Origin of the sequence: Moraxella porci DSM 25326, from assembly GCF_002014855.1 — a bacterium.
Classification (GTDB): Bacteria; Pseudomonadota; Gammaproteobacteria; order Pseudomonadales; family Moraxellaceae; genus Moraxella; species Moraxella porci.
The window spans coordinates 96,734-114,339 of sequence record NZ_MUYV01000001.1; the positions used below are offsets into that span (position 1 = coordinate 96,734).

Genomic DNA, 17,606 nt, shown 5'->3' on the forward strand with positions numbered 1-17,606 from the left:
TGATACACCTTGATCAATGACAAAACGACTGCTTATTTGGCGGTCGTTTTTTATGGATAGTCATTGCTTGATTTTATGGAGTTTATCCTTATTAACAAGCCATTAAACCCACAAGGCAAACCCATGAACCCAATCAAACAAATCTCCGAGCAAATTCTAACGCTGTGTGAGTCGCCGAATACCGCATTACAAGCCATTCATCTCATCATTCAGCATGGCGGTGCAGGCGAGCTGGCATGGCAAGTGGTGTACAACCGTGTGATGGCGGATCGTGATGTCGATGGGGCGTATTATTTGGCGAATTTTGCCATGCAGGTGCAGGATTTGCCTTTTGATGGCTTACCACTGGTTGAGCTTGTGCTCAAAGAGGGTGATGAGCATATGAAATTGGCATTGCTTGACAAACTGCCTGATGATGCCAAAGCTAACCTACAGACAATGGGTATTATCTAAAAAACCGCTGCGATGCATCACAGCGTTTTTAAGATTTATTGACAGCTTGCCTTGCCGGTGCGGTGGTTGATGGCACCTAGACTTGCCAGTAGCTTCTGCATTTCAACATGACCACGGGTACACGCATAAGAGTAGGCGGATTGGTTGTATGAACCCATTTTTGGATCGTCGGTGGTGGCGACCAAGTTTAGATTTGCCCCTTGGGCCGCCAAATATTTGACGGTTTCAAGGCGGTTGTTACTGGCGGCGACCATCACCAAAGTTTCACCATCGCTTTCAACACTTTGGTCGTTAAGATCCACAGGCTTTTTGGCGTTTAGTTGTTGGTGGACTTTTTTGACGATGTTGGTATTTTTGCCCAGTACCGCCGATTTCATGACATTATACACATCGCCTGTGTCGGTGGCGTATAGGTCAGCACCTTGAGCGATTAAATAATCCACCATGTCTTCATAGCCGATAAATGCCGCCCAGCCCAGTGCCGTCTGCTCAAGACTACCAACATCTTTGGCTTCAATGTTTTGACCGTTTTGTACCATGTATTTGACGGTTGGCAAATCACCGCGTTTGACCGCATCAAACCACGCTGCATCTGGACCTGTAGATGGCTTATCATAAAACACACGCCAAGCCAATTTGTTTTCGTTGGCGATGTCAAAATTTTCTGCATCGCTAAAGCGAAAGTTTTGGGCTGGGGTGGGCTTAGTTTGGCTGTTTTGAGCATGGTCAGGTGTTTGACCGCTGACACAGGCAGTTAATAGACAGCCCAAAGTGATGATGATGGGAAGTTTCATAAAATCTCCTAATGATTTAAAAAAAGTTAGTCAAACAGCGGCAGACCTTCTATAAACAGCCGATGGTGCTCAGCGGATATTGCCAATAATGCGACCAAAAAAGCAATCAGTAGCAGCACAACGCCGATGTATTTTAGTTTGGTATAATAAAGTAGAACTAATTTGTCACTCACCACACCAAAACCAAAAAACAGCCCCAAAAAGATGGCATGAGCCAAAACGCCAACTTGATAAGTGATGAGTGAATACACCACCAAAACAGCAGCCGCCCACCAAGCAATCAGACCAAGCCATGCCAGTAGGCGATACACCTGCCCAAAACGCCCATACGCCGTCATTATTTAGCCTTTAACTAGCATTATTTGCCTTTACGAGCCTTGTGCTCACCTGTCTTGCGTGGTGGTAGTCCAGTATGCTGGGTCAGCACTCGCCCTTTGGGTGGTTGACGGTGTTGCGATTTGCCTTGATTTTGGCTTTTTGCACCTTTTGTAGCGGCGTTGCCAGTCCGCTTGATGCTATCACCGTTGGCACTGGAGTTCTTTTTACGAGCTGATTGATAGCTGCCCGTGCCAGCAGGTTGATAAGTTGGAATTAAATGCTGTTTACTATTGCCAATTAAATCACTTCTACCCATTTCTTTTAAGGCTGCTCGTAACAATTCCCAATTATTGGGGTCATGATAGCGCAAAAAGGCTTTATGTAAACGGCGGCGTTTCTCACCTTTGACAATATCCACATCTTCACTGGTACGAGAGACTTTTGCCAGCGGATTTTTGGCAGAATAATACATGGTCGTTGCGGTTGCCATCGGACTTGGATAAAAGGTTTGCACTTGGTCAGCACGGAAACCATTTTTCTTTAGCCAAATTGCCAAATTCATCATATCATAATCACTAGTTCCGGGGTGGGCAGCGATAAAATATGGAATTAAATATTGCTCTTTACCTGCTTCTTTACTAAAACGGTCAAACATCTGTTTAAAGCGGTCATAAGTACCAATGCCGGGTTTCATCATTTTAGATAAAGGGGCTTGTTCGGTGTGCTCTGGAGCAATTTTCAGATATCCGCCCACATGATGCGTAACTAATTCTTTGACATATTCAGGATTTAACACCGCCAAATCATAACGCAATCCTGAACCAATCAAAATCTTTTTAATGCCGCGGATTTCACGAGCTTTACGATAAAGTTGGGTCAGTGGTGCATGGTCGGTATGCAGATTTTGACACACCCCTGGGTAAACACACGATGGTTTACGGCAATTTTTTTCAATTTCAGGGTCTTTGCAATGCAAGCGATACATATTCGCTGTTGGCCCCCCAAGGTCAGAAATAATGCCTGTAAAATTTGGTGCGGTATCACGGATTTTTTCCACTTCTCTTAAAATGGATTCTTCCGAACGATTTTGGATAATTCGCCCTTCATGTTCGGTAATGGAACAGAAGGTACAGCCCCCAAAACAACCCCGCATAATATTGACCGAAAACTTAATCATATCAAAGGCAGGGAAACGAGCATTACCATAGCTTGGATGTGGCAAGCGAGCATAAGGCAAATCAAAAATATAATCCATCTCTTCGGTGGTGAGTGGAATTGCTGGTGGATTTAGCCAAACATCTCTATCGCCATGACGTTGCACCAAGGCTCGGGCATTGCCGGGGTTGGTTTCTAGGTGCAAAATACGATTGGCATGGGCATACATCACACGGTCATTTGCCACTTGTTCAAAACTTGGCATACGAATGACTGCCAATTCTCGTGGTGGTAATTTGTGTTTAATGGCTTTTGATGGTTGCAGACTGACAATTTGCGTATCACTTGGCAAATCATCACCTGCTTTTACGATTGGATTTTCGACCACATCTTTATTAAAGTTTTGATATTGTTCTGTTTTATTTTGCTCAATTTCACAATCGGCAACATCTTCCATCATCACATAAGGATTGATAATTGGGTCAACTCGCCCAATCGTATCTACATCATTACTGGCAATTTCAATAAAATCTTTTTTAAGATGGCGATTAGATTTATTTAAAATAAATGCTGTACCACGCACATCGACAATCGTTTTGATAGTTTCACCACGAGCCAAGCGGTGCATGATTTCAATAATTGCACGCTCACCATTACCATAAACCAAAATATCAGGTTTTGCGTCCATTAAAATGGAGCGACGCACTTTATCTGACCAATAATCATAATGGGCGATACGGCGTAAACTGCCTTCAATTCCCCCTAAAATAATCGGCACATCGGGGAAGGCTTCACGGCAACGCTGACAATACACCGTCGCTGCACGGTCAGGGCGTTTATTTGGCACATTATCAGGGGAATAGGCATCATCAGAACGGATTTTGCGGTCAGCTGTATAGCGGTTAATCATACTGTCCATATTACCTGCGGTTACGCCAAAGGCAATGTTTGGTTTGCCAAGCACTTTAAAGGCATCAGCAGATGTCCAATCGGGCTGGGCAATAATACCAACACGAAAACCTTGTGCTTCAAGCGTGCGTCCAATCACCCCTGAACAAAATGATGGATGGTCAATATAGGCATCACCACACACTAAAATAAAATCGCAACTATCCCAACCAAGCATATCCATTTCTGCTTTGGACATGGGTAAAAATGGTGCAGGTTCAAAACAACTTGCCCAATATTTATCATAATCTAAAATATTTTTGGCAGTTTGGCGGTGTTTATAAGCGGTGGACATGGATAGCGTTACCAAATAAAAAGTAATAATGAAAACTTCTCATTTTAGCATGAATTTTATTCAAATTGGGGGAATGTTGTGGGCTTTTGGTAAATGATGGGCGGGTTATTTGATTAAGATAATTCGTCTGCCAGTTGCCTTAAGGTGATAATCATGAATCAGTAAGGCAAGTTTTTTGTAGTGAATGGGTAGATTTTCATGATAAATTTCAATGTTTTTCAGAGATTTATCAAAAATCGTAATGTGTGCGCCTTGCGTTTTATGCCTGCCGAACGTTTCTACGGATGAGAAATTTTGCCATGGAATATATATCGTCTTATTATCAAGATGGTGCGTCAAGCCATCAGGTGTTAGCTGTAGAAAATAAGAATTTGGGTCTGTGCTTAGGCTAAACTTGTGATTTTGTTTTTGTTCATAAACCATACCAAGTAATAAAAGTCCTGCCAATAGAACAACCCAACCAAAAATAAAGTGCCAATCATGAATGATGATATGAATGCCAAGCACAGCCAGAGGAATCCCAAAAACAACACCTAATAGGGCATTGAAGTTCAACAAAGGACGATGGATATGAATGGTAATCTTAGGTAAGTCCAAAATAGAATCTGTCTGTCTAATTTGGGCGAGATACTGCTCAAAATGCTGATTATTCATAAGTGTAAATAAAAAAGTGCGATAAGTGATTTTATCGCACTTTTTTGAGTTTTGGCGAATTAAATGATGCGCCTAAAACCAAGGAGTTGGCATTGTCAATTTTGAATCTGAATGCTTGGTTAAATACCTCAATGGCTTTTATGGATGATCAATGATTCTCTTTGGCGTGATTGAGCGTGTATTTTGGAATCTCAATCACCAAATCTTCATCCGCGACGATACACTGACAAGCCAGTCGAGAATCAGGCTCAAGACCCCAAGCACGATCAAGTAAATCGCCTTCGATGTCATCCATCTCCTCTAGGCTATCAAAACCTTTGCGGATAACCACATGGCAAGTGGTGCAGGCTTTTGACATATCGCAGGCGTGTTCGATTTTGATGCCGCGATCTAGTAGGGCTTCACATAGATTTTCACCAGCATTGATTTCGACAGTCGCACCTTCTGGGCAGATCTCATGGTGAGGTAGTAGGGTTACAGTGGTCATAAATATCTCTTATGATTTGAAATTTATAATAAATTCGTCATTACCAATCGCTGGTGCGTGTGCCTGCAAGGGCATCTTTGACATTCTTATCCATGATGACGCCAGCAAAGTGATCGCTGGCAGGTTTTAGTCTAGCGACGGCATCATCAAGCGAAGCTTTATCATTGCCATCAATCGCATGACGCACATCATTCATCAGTGCTTGTAGCGTGCTTTTTTCATCATCGCTTAATAGATCGCCAAATTCTGCCAGTGCCGAAGTCAATGCAATCAGTTCTCGATCGGCTTCGACTTTGGCTTCAATCAGCATACGCGCTTTTTTGTCTTCGTTGGCGTGCGTAAAGCCTGCTAGTAATAGCTGCTCTTGCTGTGCTTCTGACAGTCCATAGCTTGGGCTGACTTCGATATGGCTTTTGACACCAGTGGTGGTTTCTTGGGCGGAAACGGTTAGCTGACCATTGGCGTCGATGCTAAAGGTGACTTCGATACGCGCCAAGCCTGCTTTCATCGGTGGTATGCCGTACAGCTCAAAGCGTGCTAAACTGCGACAATCCGCCACGGTATCTCGTTCACCTTGTACAATATGCACCACCATGCCTGTCTGACCATCTTGGTGCGTAGTGAAGGTTTGGCGACGAGCCACAGGGATTGGTGTATTGCGTGGAATGATGACTTCAACAAGACCACCCATGGTCTCAAGACCTAATGATAGCGGTGTGACATCCAGTAGCAATAAGCCATCATCTTTTTTATTGATCAGCTGATCGGCAGCGATACTAGCGCCCAGCGCGACGACTTCATCAGGGTTAATGCTGCACAGTGGCGTGCGGTCAAAGTATGCTTGTACCGCATTAATAATCACAGGCATACGAGTCGAGCCACCGACCAAGATGACATCATTGAGTGTTGATTGATCGATCTTGGCATCAAGTAGTACTTGCTCGCAGGCTTGTAGTGTACGACGAATGACAGGTTCAATAATCTGTGCCAGTGTCTGATTATCAAGGGATAATTGAACTTGTGTACCTGCGATGATGGTATCAATCGTGATTGAATCTGCATCGGTCAGTGCTTGCTTATAGCCTTTGGCAAGTTTGGCGAGTGTTGATTTTTCACTATTGTCAATGTGAGCAGGATCAAGCTTGGCTTGTTTAATGAGCCAGTTGGCAAGTAAGCGGTCAATATCATCACCGCCCAAGGCTGAATTGCCACCGGTAGCCAACACTTCAAACACGCCATCACTAAGTCGAAGGATGGAGACATCAAAAGTACCACCACCTAAGTCATACACCAAATAAGTACCATGAGCAGTCGCTTTATCCAAGCCATAAGCAATGGCAGCGGCCGTCGGTTCATTGAGTAGGCGTAGGACGGTCAGACCTGCCGCAGTGGCTGCATCCTTAGTGGCTGTACGCTGTGCATCATCAAAATACGCAGGCACAGTAATCACCGCGCCTTGGATGCTGTCATCAGGTAGTGCGGCAGCGGCGTGGCGATATAGGCGTGACAATAGATGGGCTGATGTCTCAACTGGGGATTTATCCCCTTGAGCGGTGACAAAAGCAGGCATATTGGCATCATCACCGCTTAATGTATAAGGGTGTGAAAATTTAATATCGCTGCGAGCTCGCCCCATGAATCGCTTGGCGGAGATGATGGTGTTGGCCGTGTCATCTGCATAAGCCAAAGCTTCTTTGCCTGTCAGTGGTGTATCGCTTTGGTCGCCATAATACACGACTGATGGTAATAGCGGTGTGTCATTAAATGGCAAAACTTGTGCCTTGCCTGAGCGAACCACACCAACCAAAGAATGTGTCGTGCCAAGGTCGATGCCTAGGGCAAAACGATGCTGATGGGGGTTTTTGCTTTGATTTGGTTCGCTGATTTGTAATAATGACATGGCAAATTCTTAAAATTAATAAAAAAGTGGCGATTGGAAAGTGTTTTCCAGTGGCTAATTATACTAAATTTTGATGCGTTATCCAAAATAGTTCATCATAAAAACACGCCAAAAGGCATCAATCTGGCGTGTTAATTCTAACTTTCCCTAAAATCATGCAATCAGACATACAAATCGTCATCATCGGTATGATGCTGTAGGATTTCGCTAATTTTGGCGATGATATCGTCATGTAGCTTACCGACGAATTGTAATTTTTGGGCAAGATCTCGTGCGCTTATCCAGTCTTGGGCTTGATATGCATGATCAAAACCATCTGCCAAAGCTTGGCTGGTTTGAGTGATTTCATCCGCCATCTGATTCAGACTTGCCTTGTCATCAGTATCATCAAGCGTGATGCGAATTTCCATCATCTCACCCAAAAAATCCCAATCGCTGATCGATTTATCCAAATCAATATCTTCGCCATTTAGACTGAGCAAATAAGCGGCACGGCTGTCATCTCGCTTTAGGGTATCATAAGCATGGTTAATCAATGATGCGTTTTGGGTGATGGCGATACTGTCGCCGTCTTGACGGTCGGGATGATGTGTTTTTTGGAGATCCAGCAGACGCGCCTTGAGCTGATCTGCATCAATCCGAAAGCTGATCGGCAGACCAAATAATGCAAAAAAATGATTCTCGTTCATCGGTACGCCTTAGACGGTGAAAGACTCACCGCAGCCACATTCACCTTTTTGGTTGGGATTGGTGAATTTGAACCCTGAATTTAGCCCTTCGGTGACATAATCCATCTCAAGACCGTTTAGGTACACAAGGCTTTTTGGGTCAACAAAGACATTTACGCCACCGCTTGAGAACTTCTCATCGGTATCGTTCGGCTCATCGACGAACTCAAGCACATAAGCCAATCCCGAGCAGCCAGCTGTACGCACGCCGACACGGATACCTTCGCCGCTTCCACGGTTCTCCAAGAAATCTTTGACATGCTGTGCAGCACGGGCAGTTAGGGTAATCATGACAATTCCTTAAAATTCTCTAAAGATTGGCTTATTTAATTGATACGATGAATTGTAGTCAAATTAAGCTTGTGCTTTGGTTTGATAATCTTCAATCGCCGCTTTGATGGCATCTTCAGCAAGTACTGAGCAGTGTACCTTGACTGGCGGTAGTGCCAGCTCTTCTGCGATGTCTTTATTTTTGATGGCAGCGGCTTGATCTAGGGTTTTGCCTTTTAGCCATTCGGTAACGAGCGAGCTTGATGCGATGGCAGAGCCGCAGCCATAAGTTTTGAATTTGGCATCTTCAATGATACCATCATCGCTGACTTGGATTTGTAGGCGCATCACATCACCACAAGCAGGTGCACCAACCATGCCAGTGCCGACATTTTTGGCGTTTTTGTCTAGGTTGCCCACATTGCGTGGATTTTCATAATGATCGATGACTTTATCTGAATATGCCATAACTGTATCTCTTTTAAGTTTGGTGAATTGACAAATCGTGCGTTGGCTGGATTTGCCAAATTTTCTACTAAATTTTTATCTGTATTGCAATCGGCTATTTATAGGCGGCTGGTGCTAGGCGGGTAAGCGATGGTGTACTTGTGTACATTGAGCATCAGTCCTATAAAACGGCCATTATCAAAGTGGTTATCGCCTAGTGATAGGCAGGTATCGCTTTGTAATCGTTTATTTATAGGCGGCTGGTGCTAGGCGGGCGAGCGATGGTGTACTTGTGTACATTGAGCGAAGCCCAACGACGCAACAGCCCCTAGAAATAACGATTTAGTGTTCTTGCCATTCAACGGTGGATAAATCAATCCCTTCTTTGAACATATCCCATAATGGTGACAGTTCACGCAGTTTGTCCACCGCTTCATGAATTTGGGCAAGTACACGGTCGATATCTTCTTCGGTGGTGTAGCGACCGATACTAAAGCGAATCGATGAATGTGCAAGCTCATCAGGACGACCAATCGCACGCAGTACATACGATGGCTCAAGTGTCGCTGAAGTACACGCCGAACCTGATGATACTGCCAAATCTTTTAGGCTCATCATCAGACTTTCGCCTTCGACGAAGTTGAAGCTGACATTGATGATATTTGGAATACCATGCTCAAGGCTACCGTTTAGATAAACTTCTTCGATGTCTTGTAGGCCATTCCAGAGCTTGTCACGCAATGCTTTGATATGTGCATGATCTTCATCAAAACGCTGAACCGATAGGGCAAATGCTTCACCCATGCCGACGATCTGATGTGTCGCTAGGGTACCTGAACGCATACCACGCTCATGACCGCCACCATGCTGTTCTGCTTTGATGCGTACGCGAGGCTTGCGACTGACATAAAGTGCACCAATGCCTTTTGGGCCATAGATTTTGTGTGCTGAGAAACTCATCAAATCAACTTTTAGTTCAGCTAGGTTGATTTTGATTTTGCCGACTGCTTGAGCGGCATCGACATGGAACAGTACGCCTTTGGCGCGAGTAATCTCACCAATCGCAGCGATGTCTGTGACAGTACCAAGCTCGTTATTCACCGCCATTAGGCTAACCAAGATGGTATCATCACGCAGTGCTGCTTCGACTTGAGCTGGAGTAATCAGACCTGTGCCTTGCTCTGGCTCAAGATAAGTAATCTCAAAGCCTTCTTCTTCAAGCTGACGGCAAGTGTCCAAAATGGCCTTATGCTCAATCTTGGAGGTGATGATGTGTTTGCCTTTGCTGTGATAAAAATGTGCCACGCCTTTTAGGGCAAGGTTATCCGACTCGGTCGCACCGCTGGTGAAGACGATTTCACGAGGGTCGGCACCGACAGTTTGGGCGATTTGGTCACGGGCGGTTTCCACCGCTTCTTCTGCTTGCCAGCCAAAGCCATGCGAGCGAGAAGCAGGGTTACCAAAGATACCATCAAAAGTGAGGTATTGCACCATCTTATCCGCCACTTCTTTGGCGACTGGGGTGGTGGCTGCGTAGTCGAGATAAATCAGTGATGTCTGGCTCATGCTAGATTTCCAATTAAATTGATTGTTGTGATTTGTGAGTCTTTTTTTGCCCCGCAGACGCGATGTTCTTGACGGTCGGCGATGGCTTGTGTGTTTTTAGTTTCTAATAACTGTGCTAGGGTGACATTTTTTAGGTATGATTCGATGTGTGCAGATAAATCATGCCATAAATCATGTGTCAAGCACATCGAGCCGTCATGACAGTCGCCTTTGCCACCGCACTGAGTCGCATTGATGCTCTCATCGACAGCGGTGATGATACTCATGATGTCAATTTCGGAAAGTGGCTTGGCAAGATGATAACCGCCTGATGCACCCCGTGTGCTATTGACCAAGCCTTTTTTGCGAAGCTTTGAAAATAGCTGCTCTAGGTAAGATATGGAGATGGATTGGCGTTTTGCAATGTCTGATAACGACACCGCACCTTGATGGCGGTTCTCTTGGACAGCCAGATCAAGCAAGGCAGTGACGGCATACCGTCCACGAGTGGTTAAACGCATACGAAATCCCAAATATTGCCGAGTTTGAACAAGTCAAACCTAGGTAAATAAATAATTTGCCAATCACTTGGCTTATTCATAATGTCGCATATTATAATAATTCCGAGTAAATAGGTCAAGATTATTTGCATAAAAAAATCCATCAGAATTTTCAATTCGATGGATTAATATTATCAATGCAATGTCAATGCCAGATCAGCTGCTCAATGGCTCATCACGCCAAGCTGATCATCACTGCTGGATGTGCTGGCCAAGCGTGATGCGACGATGACTTAGATCACAAAATGCAAAACAATGCTCACCAAAGCGATGACGGCAGCGACGATGGCTGCAATGATCGCAGATTTTTGTTTGCTTTTGGCTTCGATAAGTTGGGTGGCGAGACGCTGATTTTCCATTGTCAAAGTATCGATGCGTTCGGCTTGTTCATTGATCTTGATTTGATAATTGGCGATTTTTTCGGCGCGTTCTTCGGGCGTTGGTTTTTGTTTGTCGCCGCCTGTAAACTTGGCTAAGACATTTTGAATCGCGCCACCGACACCGACGCGCACCAAAAAGCCTTTGAGATTCTCAACTTGAGCAGCTTCACCTCGAATCTGCAACGCTTCGATGTGATCAGGATTGTGGTTGATCAAAGCATTGATCAGCTGAAAGCTGTAAGCATTGACGGTGATATCTGCTGCTTGCTTGTCTTGGGGCAATTCATTGTCCAGTAACACGCCGCGATAGCCGAAAGTGGCATACACAGTGACATGTGGCAAATAAGAGCGAATGCAAACGACAGTACCTGCTTTGGCCAATGGGTAGGCCAGTTGGCGCAGCTTTGGGTCAAATCGCAGCATCAAAGTCAGCGCCGATTCGATAAAAATCAGCACAATGCTAAGCAGGCTTTTTGAGATGACACCACCAGAATGGCTCTCAGCTGCAGGCTTTGGTGCTTGGTTTTGTGCTGAATTGGAGTTGTCTTGAATCATTGAATTTTCCTAAAGTTATTTTAATCGATATTATCCACAATCTGTTTGATCATAGCGATCACTTTATTCTAAGCGCTTAATGGCTGTCTGTATGGTCTTGATGGTAATTTAACTGTCCAATATGCCAACGCATAAACCATCGTCTAGCAGTCATAAAATAGCACATCTGCAACAATTTTGCCAGTAGGCAAACATAGCACGGCTTTAACAGCATGGCTCTCAGGGGTATGACAGCGACCTGCACCGACACATTAACGCATGCTTGTCATCTTACTGTATCTTTGATAAGAAAAATAGCGGTTTTTTGCAGCTTTTACATAAAAATATGTAATTTTACTTGCTTATTGTTGCGCCACTTGTTATAAAGGTAGATATTGTTTGCGGTGTTTTGGCGTTATTTTTAAAATTTGTGTGAGTTTTAAGCATAAAACTACAAAATTTTGCAATTTTTGTGCAAAATTTTGTATTTAGCACTTGTAAAACCGCGATGATGCTTTTAAAATGCATCCTTATTAAAGCTGCTATAACACTAGCAAACCCATTTTGGAAATTTTCCATCCATTGTTCCATTGTAAAGAGGATCAGTTATGAATAAGTCAGAATTGGTAGATAGCATCGCACAAAGCGCTGGCCTTACCAAAGAGCAAGCTGCAAAAGCAGTCAATGCATTCACCGAAAGCGTACAAGGCGCACTACAACGTGGTGATGACGTTGTATTGGTTGGTTTTGGTACATTCAGTGTCAAAGAGCGTGCAGCTCGTACTGGCCGCAACCCTAAGACTGGCGAAGAAATCCAAATCGCTGCCAGCAAAGTACCTAGCTTCAAAGCAGGTAAAGGCCTAAAAGATTCTGTAAACTGATTGTTACTTTTGATAAATCAATTATCGAATCGATAAGTCGCTCATTGAGCGGCTTTTTTGTTTTGTGCTGATTTTAATCGCTAGGAAATTTATGGCAAATTACAAAAAGTATTTTGAGAATTTACCAAAACTAGCGTATCATAGTAGGGTTTTAGTTTTAGCCAACATTGAGCCAAGCAGTCATCATCGCTTTTTTGCGTTTTGCACCCATGGCACCTCAATTTTGGCACACGAATAAGAGTACAAAATAATGGAAAACATGCGCAATTTCTTAAAAAGCTGGCCAGGTCGGTTGGTTTTGATAGGTACTTTGATTCCCATGGCTTTTTTGGGCGTGGGGACATTTGGCGGCCCAAACATTCAGCCCAATGAACTGATCAAAGTTGGTGATCAGGTCGTCGATGTCAGCACCTTTCAAGCCGAAATGAACGCTGAGCGCAATGCATTGATTGAGCGTGGCATCGATGCCAGTTTGATCAATGAATCGGCTTTGTTTGAGATGACCTTAAAGCGCTTAACTGACCGCGCGCTATTGGAAAATCAGGCATTGAGTCTGGGCATGACCGTCTCTGATGAGATGATCACACAGCTTTTGCAGCAGTACGAAGTGTTTCAGGACAATGGGCAGTTTTCTAATGATCTCTTTGCTGCGTATTTGCAGCAAAATGGTTTGACCAAAGATGTGTTGTTTGGTATTGAGCGTTTGCGCCTAAGCCTAAGACAGCTGATTAACAGCATCGTAGGCACAGCGATCTATCCAAATAGCCAAATTGGCCATCTGATCGATTTGCAGCTGGAGTCGCGCGAAGTGTGGGTGCAGCGCTATCACTGGCAGGATTATGTCGATCAAGTACAAATCACAGATGCACAAATCCAAGCCTATTTTGATGCCAATAAAGATACACTGATTAAACCTGCCACAGTGGATCTAAGCTATATCGAGCTGGATCCTATGGCACTGAAGATCGAGGCGCCGACTGAGGCAGAGATCAGCGCGCAGCAGACGGCCTATATGCGCGAAAATGGCATCAGCGATGGCAGACAGCTTGCACAGATTCTGCTGACAGGTGCTGATGCTGAAGCGCGCGCAGCTGAGATTCAGACAAAGCTCTCCGCTGGCGAGTCTTTTGAAAGCTTGGCGGCACAGTACTCTGATGATCCAAGTGGCAGCAACGGCGGTGCCATCGGCAGCTTTAATCCTGCGGTATTTGGCCAAGACGCTGCCAAAGTCGAAGAGACCTTGGCAGGCGTGGGCGTGGGTCAGGTGAGTCAGCCTGTGCAGACGGGTTTTGGCTTGCATCTGTTTAAGGTCACCTCAATCAGTGATGATGCACCAAATCTAGCCTCGATGCGCGACCAGATGATGGATCGAGCAGCGGCATTTAAGCGCAGCCAAGCTTTTGAGGATCTGTCAGCACGCATTAACACCATGGCCACCGATGGCATGGGTGTGGCTGATATTGCCAAAGAAACTGGTCTGACTGTACAGCAGATTAATGCTTATCCGCAGGTGAATAATACCACTGCATTGGCACAGCCTGCAGTGATCGCAGCGGCTTTTGATGACTTTACCATTCAAGATCAAGGGGTAAGTCCGAATGTGTCTTTGGGTAATAAGAATGTCTGGGTGCAGCCTAGCAATTACCAAGCATCGCGCCCTCTGACTTTTGAGGAAGCCAAAGAACAAATCCGCCAAACTCTAGCAAAAGAACAAGCCATCAAGCTTGCGCTGGCAGATGCTCAAAAAGCAGCGGCATCAGATTCAGCAGCACTTAGAGTGCCGAATGCCAATTTGGGCATGGTCACGCGCGCAACTCCGCTCTTGAGCGCCCTAGAAAAAGCAAGCTTATTCTTGCATCAAAGTGGCGATCACGATGTTTGGGCAGTGCAGACCGAAGAGGGCGCGAGCGTCATCGTTGGCGGTCCAGTCCAAAAAACACAAGAATCACAGCTGTCAGCCGCTGATCGCGCGCAAGCTGTAGCAGTCATCCGTGATAATGTCGGCGCCGATCAGTTAGAGGACTATGTCCGCTATCTGCGTGACACTTCAGAGGTCATCATTAACGAAGACGCGCTAAAAGCTCAGCGCTGATTTGATTGATAAAAATACCCCAAAGCTTTGTTTTTTGGGGTATTTTTTTACATTTCAATCATGAACCAATGCATCCGTCCGCGCTGCCAAGATAAAGTCATTCTTATGTAGTCCGCCGGCCTCGTGCGACCACCAGGATACCGTCGCTTTGCCCCATTCAAGTAAGATGGCAGGATGATGACCGGCAGACTCAGCGATCTCACTGACTTGGTTGGTAAAGGCCAGTGCTTGTTTATAATTTTTGAACTTAAATACCTTGGTCAGTCGCTTGATGCCATCCACTTCGATCATCTGCCAAGTAGGGATTTGCTCGAGCAATACGGGCAGTTGGTCATCGCACAACAGGGGTGCATCTAGGCGGCAGACTTCACAGGTTTGGTCTTTGAGTGGGGTTTCCATGGTTATCTCCTATTATTTATCTAATAAACTTGGGTGCATCTCATACAGTCCATCACTTTGGGCTTGGCTGATGGCGGATAGTAGGGTATCTTCATCTAGGCTGAATAGCACATCAGGCGACTCAATCACATAATAAATTGGCTGAATCTTATCAATGCGATAGGGTGTGCGCAAAATATCATTGAGATTAAATGGTCGATATTCAGGCTTGCCCGATAGCGCGTATTCGGTCTCGGCTGGCGAGCTTAGGATGCCGCCACCATAGATACGCAGTCCTTCTGTGGTATCAATCAATCCAAATTCCATCGTGAACCAATACAAGCGTGCCAAAAATACCCGTGTCGCCTTATCTGACTTTAGCCCAAGCTTGCCATAGGTGTGGGTGAATTTGGCAAAGGCAGGGTGGGTTAATAGCGGACAATGACCGACAATTTCATGAAAAATATCAGGCTCTTGGATGTAGTCAAAATCTTCACGAGTGCGGATAAAGGTCGCCACAGGAAATTTTTGGTCAGCAAGTAGCCCAAAGAATTTGGAAAATGAAATCAATGCAGGCACTGCAGCTGTAGCAAAGCCTGTCGTCTGCTGTAATACTCGGTCAATATCGGCAAGTTGTGGAATCTGTGTGGTTGGCAGTGCAAGCTTATCCAGTCCATCAAGATAATCTTGGCAAGCCTTGCCAATGATACTCAACTTTTGACGGACAAATAAGTCATGCCAAATGGCGTGTTTATCATCGCTATAGCTGATAAATCCTGACGCATCTGGCGTATGGGCGTGATAGTTGGTCATACAATGTCCTTATTGTGTGTCTGTTTTTATATTAGGTAAATCCGACCACAGCGTCAAATGAAAAATGGTTCAAATCCCGTTCAAATTATTAACTTTTGGTTATTATAATTATTATTTATATAAAATTTGGTTTAATTTATCGGCTTATCCGATGTAAAAAAATAAGCACAACCCTAAGGCTGTGCTTATCATAAAATCAAAAATCAATGACGGAAATGACGCATACCAGTAAATACCATCGCAATACCATGCTCATTGGCAGCAGCGATGACTTCATCATCACGCATTGAGCCACCTGGCTGGATGATGCACTTGATGCCAGCGGCAGCGGCATTGTCGATACCGTCACGGAATGGGAAGAACGCATCCGATGCCATCACAGCACCTTCGACCGCCAGACCTGCGTGTTCAGCCTTGATGGCGGCGATACGAGCAGAGTTGACTCGGCTCATCTGACCTGCGCCCACGCCGATGGTTTGGCGGTTTTTGGCATAGACGATGGCGTTTGATTTGACGTATTTGGCAACTTTCCAAGCAAAAATCAAATCGTCAAGCTCAGCTTCTGTTGGTGCTTTGTTGGTGACGACTTTTAGGTCGTCTTTGGTAATCATGCCTAGGTCTTGGTCTTGGACAAGCAGGCCGCCATTGACACGCTTGAAGTCAAACTGGCTAGCACGCTCATCGATGGTAGGCAGTTCGCCGCAGACTAGGACGCGGACATTTTTCTTGGCGCCGGTGACTTCAAGCACACCATCAGCGACACTTGGTGCAATGATGACTTCGACGAACTGACGCTCAACGATGGCTTTGGCGGTCTCGACATCCAGCTCACGGTTGAAGGCGATGATACCACCAAAGGCTGATTCAGGATCGGTAGCGTAGGCAAGATTGTACGCATCCAAGATACCATCTAGTGAGACAGCGACACCGCATGGGTTGGCGTGCTTGACGATGACGCAAGCAGGCTTGGCGAATGATTTGACACATTCAAGTGCAGCATCCGTATCGGCGATGTTGTTGTATGACAGCTCTTTGCCTTGCAGCTGTTTGGCAGTTGAGACAGATGCTTCACGGGCAGTGCTTTCAACATAAAACGCCGCTGATTGGTGCGGGTTCTCGCCATAGCGTAGGTCTTGGGCTTTGATGAATTGACTATTAAAAGTGCGTGGGAATTGGGTATTTGCAGTAGCGTCGTCCGTTGGCTGTGCATCGCTGTCTGCAGGCAGACGAGCACCCAGCCAGCTTGCGATCATACCATCATAGGCAGCTGTGTGTTCAAAGGCTTTGACCGCCAAATCAAAACGGGTCGCAAAGCTCAGTACACCACCGGCTTTTAGCTCAGAAAGGACACGTTCATAGTCGGCAGGGTTGGTTACGATACCCACATGGGCGTGGTTTTTGGCAGCTGAGCGTACCATCGCAGGGCCGCCGATGTCGATATTTTCGATGGCATCACCCATAGTTACATCAGGCTTGGCGACGGTCGCGGCAAATGGATATAGATTCACTGCGACGATGTCGATGCGGTCGATGCCATGTTCTGCCATGATGGCATCATCCACGCCACGACGACCTAGGATGCCACCATGAATTTTTGGGTGTAGGGTCTTGACGCGGCCGTCCATCATCTCGCTAAAGCCTGTGTGTGCTGAGACTTCGATGGCATCGATACCGCTGTCGGTCAATAGCTTAAAAGTACCACCAGTTGACAAAATACCAAAGCCTGCATCAACTAGGCCTTTGGCAAACTCAACGATACCTGCTTTGTCAGATACGGACAATAAAGCAAAACGCTTAGAACTCATAAATCACCCTTAACAATGGATAAAATTGGCAATGACAATCGAGCAATGCTCGACCGACAATTTAAAAACAAAATGATACCATTGATGGCGATTTTTATAAAGTCAAATTGTACATTTATCCAAAATTTTCTGCATTGGTAAACAAAACCCAAAGCGATCAGCCTTGGGT

19 protein-coding genes are annotated in these 17,606 nt (G+C 45.3%); 3 read left to right on the top strand and 16 right to left on the bottom strand.

Translation table 11 applies throughout. From position 1 onward, the window contains the following. Positions 1-123: 123 nt before the first annotated feature. Entirely contained in the window at positions 124-453 is a 330-nt protein-coding gene (locus tag B0681_RS00485; protein WP_228143812.1) for a hypothetical protein, read from the top strand. Positions 454-488: 35 nt separating this feature from the next. Here B0681_RS00485 and B0681_RS00490 read toward each other — a convergent pair whose 3' ends face one another. From B0681_RS00490 to B0681_RS00550, 13 genes are all read right to left on the bottom strand, one after another. Further along, positions 489-1,247, bottom strand: coding sequence for an ankyrin repeat domain-containing protein (locus tag B0681_RS00490; protein ID WP_078316793.1), 759 nt, complete (start codon positions 1,245-1,247; stop codon positions 489-491). A 26-nt stretch (positions 1,248-1,273) separates the two neighbouring features. Continuing rightward, positions 1,274-1,585: a hypothetical protein gene (locus B0681_RS00495; RefSeq protein WP_078316794.1), complete on the bottom strand. Its 312-nt coding sequence runs from the start codon at positions 1,583-1,585 to the stop codon at positions 1,274-1,276. 20 nt (positions 1,586-1,605) lie between these two features. After that, a complete protein-coding gene (locus B0681_RS00500) occupies positions 1,606-3,963 on the bottom strand; it encodes a YgiQ family radical SAM protein (protein ID WP_078316795.1) in 2,358 nt (785 codons plus the stop codon). A gap of 105 nt (positions 3,964-4,068) precedes the next feature. After that, the gene (locus B0681_RS00505) at positions 4,069-4,617 is read right to left on the bottom strand and encodes a hypothetical protein (RefSeq protein ID WP_078316796.1); all 549 of its coding nucleotides are present in this window, start codon (positions 4,615-4,617) and stop codon (positions 4,069-4,071) included. A gap of 148 nt (positions 4,618-4,765) precedes the next feature. Further along, positions 4,766-5,104, bottom strand: a complete 339-nt coding sequence (fdx, locus tag B0681_RS00510; RefSeq protein WP_078316797.1) for an ISC system 2Fe-2S type ferredoxin — start codon at positions 5,102-5,104, stop codon at positions 4,766-4,768. Between the two features lie 40 nt (positions 5,105-5,144). Beyond that, positions 5,145-7,004 (bottom strand): Fe-S protein assembly chaperone HscA, encoded by a 1,860-nt coding sequence (gene hscA / locus B0681_RS00515; protein ID WP_078316798.1) that lies wholly within the window; start codon positions 7,002-7,004, stop codon positions 5,145-5,147. 161 nt (positions 7,005-7,165) lie between these two features. Beyond that, the gene (gene hscB, locus B0681_RS00520) at positions 7,166-7,693 is read right to left on the bottom strand and encodes a Fe-S protein assembly co-chaperone HscB (protein WP_078316799.1); all 528 of its coding nucleotides are present in this window, start codon (positions 7,691-7,693) and stop codon (positions 7,166-7,168) included. A gap of 9 nt (positions 7,694-7,702) precedes the next feature. After that, the gene (gene iscA, locus B0681_RS00525) at positions 7,703-8,023 is read right to left on the bottom strand and encodes an iron-sulfur cluster assembly protein IscA (protein ID WP_078254323.1); all 321 of its coding nucleotides are present in this window, start codon (positions 8,021-8,023) and stop codon (positions 7,703-7,705) included. A 63-nt stretch (positions 8,024-8,086) separates the two neighbouring features. Beyond that, a complete protein-coding gene (iscU, locus tag B0681_RS00530) occupies positions 8,087-8,470 on the bottom strand; it encodes a Fe-S cluster assembly scaffold IscU (protein WP_078316800.1) in 384 nt (127 codons plus the stop codon). A 321-nt stretch (positions 8,471-8,791) separates the two neighbouring features. Next, a complete protein-coding gene (locus B0681_RS00535; protein WP_078316801.1) occupies positions 8,792-10,015 on the bottom strand; it encodes an IscS subfamily cysteine desulfurase in 1,224 nt (407 codons plus the stop codon). Next, positions 10,012-10,515, bottom strand: a complete 504-nt coding sequence (locus B0681_RS00540) for an Rrf2 family transcriptional regulator (protein ID WP_078316802.1) — start codon at positions 10,513-10,515, stop codon at positions 10,012-10,014. Before B0681_RS00540 ends, B0681_RS00535 begins: the two co-directional genes overlap by 4 nt. Before the next feature lie 272 nt (positions 10,516-10,787). Then, on the bottom strand, positions 10,788-11,489 hold the full coding sequence (locus tag B0681_RS00545; RefSeq protein WP_078316803.1) for a hypothetical protein: 702 nt from the start codon (positions 11,487-11,489) through the stop codon (positions 10,788-10,790). A gap of 333 nt (positions 11,490-11,822) precedes the next feature. Next, positions 11,823-12,047, bottom strand: a complete 225-nt coding sequence (locus tag B0681_RS00550) for a hypothetical protein (RefSeq protein WP_078316804.1) — start codon at positions 12,045-12,047, stop codon at positions 11,823-11,825. A gap of 29 nt (positions 12,048-12,076) precedes the next feature. Between B0681_RS00550 and B0681_RS00555 the strand changes: the two genes are divergently transcribed. Together B0681_RS00555 and B0681_RS00560 are read left to right on the top strand one after the other, a co-directional pair. Further along, positions 12,077-12,349 carry an HU family DNA-binding protein gene (locus tag B0681_RS00555; RefSeq protein WP_078316805.1) on the top strand — a complete coding sequence of 91 codons (273 nt, stop codon included), beginning with the start codon at positions 12,077-12,079 and terminating at the stop codon, positions 12,347-12,349. 259 nt (positions 12,350-12,608) lie between these two features. Next, on the top strand, positions 12,609-14,441 hold the full coding sequence (locus B0681_RS00560; RefSeq protein WP_228143813.1) for a SurA N-terminal domain-containing protein: 1,833 nt from the start codon (positions 12,609-12,611) through the stop codon (positions 14,439-14,441). A 54-nt stretch (positions 14,442-14,495) separates the two neighbouring features. Here B0681_RS00560 and B0681_RS00565 read toward each other — a convergent pair whose 3' ends face one another. From B0681_RS00565 to purH, 3 genes are all read right to left on the bottom strand, one after another. Then, positions 14,496-14,840 carry a 4a-hydroxytetrahydrobiopterin dehydratase gene (locus tag B0681_RS00565; RefSeq protein WP_078316807.1) on the bottom strand — a complete coding sequence of 115 codons (345 nt, stop codon included), beginning with the start codon at positions 14,838-14,840 and terminating at the stop codon, positions 14,496-14,498. 12 nt (positions 14,841-14,852) lie between these two features. Beyond that, a complete protein-coding gene (gene phhA, locus B0681_RS00570) occupies positions 14,853-15,632 on the bottom strand; it encodes a phenylalanine 4-monooxygenase (protein WP_078316808.1) in 780 nt (259 codons plus the stop codon). 203 nt (positions 15,633-15,835) lie between these two features. Continuing rightward, positions 15,836-17,437 carry a bifunctional phosphoribosylaminoimidazolecarboxamide formyltransferase/IMP cyclohydrolase gene (purH, locus tag B0681_RS00575; protein ID WP_078316809.1) on the bottom strand — a complete coding sequence of 534 codons (1,602 nt, stop codon included), beginning with the start codon at positions 17,435-17,437 and terminating at the stop codon, positions 15,836-15,838. Between the last annotated feature and the right edge of the window lie 169 nt (positions 17,438-17,606).

Excerpts from the sequence above, each read along its gene's own strand:
- B0681_RS00550 (WP_078316804.1), bottom strand. The coding sequence starts at position 12,047 with ATGGAAAATTTCCAAAATGGGTTTGCTAGTGTTATAGCAGCTTTAATA.
- B0681_RS00495 (WP_078316794.1), bottom strand. The coding sequence starts at position 1,585 with ATGACGGCGTATGGGCGTTTTGGGCAGGTGTATCGCCTACTGGCATGG.
- B0681_RS00500 (WP_078316795.1), bottom strand. The coding sequence starts at position 3,963 with ATGTCCACCGCTTATAAACACCGCCAAACTGCCAAAAATATTTTAGAT.
- hscB (WP_078316799.1), bottom strand. The coding sequence starts at position 7,693 with ATGAACGAGAATCATTTTTTTGCATTATTTGGTCTGCCGATCAGCTTT.
- B0681_RS00545 (WP_078316803.1), bottom strand. The coding sequence starts at position 11,489 with ATGATTCAAGACAACTCCAATTCAGCACAAAACCAAGCACCAAAGCCT.
- phhA (WP_078316808.1), bottom strand. The coding sequence starts at position 15,632 with ATGACCAACTATCACGCCCATACGCCAGATGCGTCAGGATTTATCAGC.
- B0681_RS00535 (WP_078316801.1), bottom strand. The coding sequence starts at position 10,015 with ATGAGCCAGACATCACTGATTTATCTCGACTACGCAGCCACCACCCCA.
- purH (WP_078316809.1), bottom strand. The coding sequence starts at position 17,437 with ATGAGTTCTAAGCGTTTTGCTTTATTGTCCGTATCTGACAAAGCAGGT.
- B0681_RS00540 (WP_078316802.1), bottom strand. The coding sequence starts at position 10,515 with ATGCGTTTAACCACTCGTGGACGGTATGCCGTCACTGCCTTGCTTGAT.
- iscU (WP_078316800.1), bottom strand. The coding sequence starts at position 8,470 with ATGGCATATTCAGATAAAGTCATCGATCATTATGAAAATCCACGCAAT.
- B0681_RS00490 (WP_078316793.1), bottom strand. The coding sequence starts at position 1,247 with ATGAAACTTCCCATCATCATCACTTTGGGCTGTCTATTAACTGCCTGT.
- B0681_RS00555 (WP_078316805.1), top strand. The coding sequence starts at position 12,077 with ATGAATAAGTCAGAATTGGTAGATAGCATCGCACAAAGCGCTGGCCTT.
- B0681_RS00505 (WP_078316796.1), bottom strand. The coding sequence starts at position 4,617 with ATGAATAATCAGCATTTTGAGCAGTATCTCGCCCAAATTAGACAGACA.
- hscA (WP_078316798.1), bottom strand. The coding sequence starts at position 7,004 with ATGTCATTATTACAAATCAGCGAACCAAATCAAAGCAAAAACCCCCAT.
- B0681_RS00485 (WP_228143812.1), top strand. The coding sequence starts at position 124 with ATGAACCCAATCAAACAAATCTCCGAGCAAATTCTAACGCTGTGTGAG.
- fdx (WP_078316797.1), bottom strand. The coding sequence starts at position 5,104 with ATGACCACTGTAACCCTACTACCTCACCATGAGATCTGCCCAGAAGGT.
- B0681_RS00565 (WP_078316807.1), bottom strand. The coding sequence starts at position 14,840 with ATGGAAACCCCACTCAAAGACCAAACCTGTGAAGTCTGCCGCCTAGAT.
- B0681_RS00560 (WP_228143813.1), top strand. The coding sequence starts at position 12,609 with ATGCGCAATTTCTTAAAAAGCTGGCCAGGTCGGTTGGTTTTGATAGGT.
- iscA (WP_078254323.1), bottom strand. The coding sequence starts at position 8,023 with ATGATTACCCTAACTGCCCGTGCTGCACAGCATGTCAAAGATTTCTTG.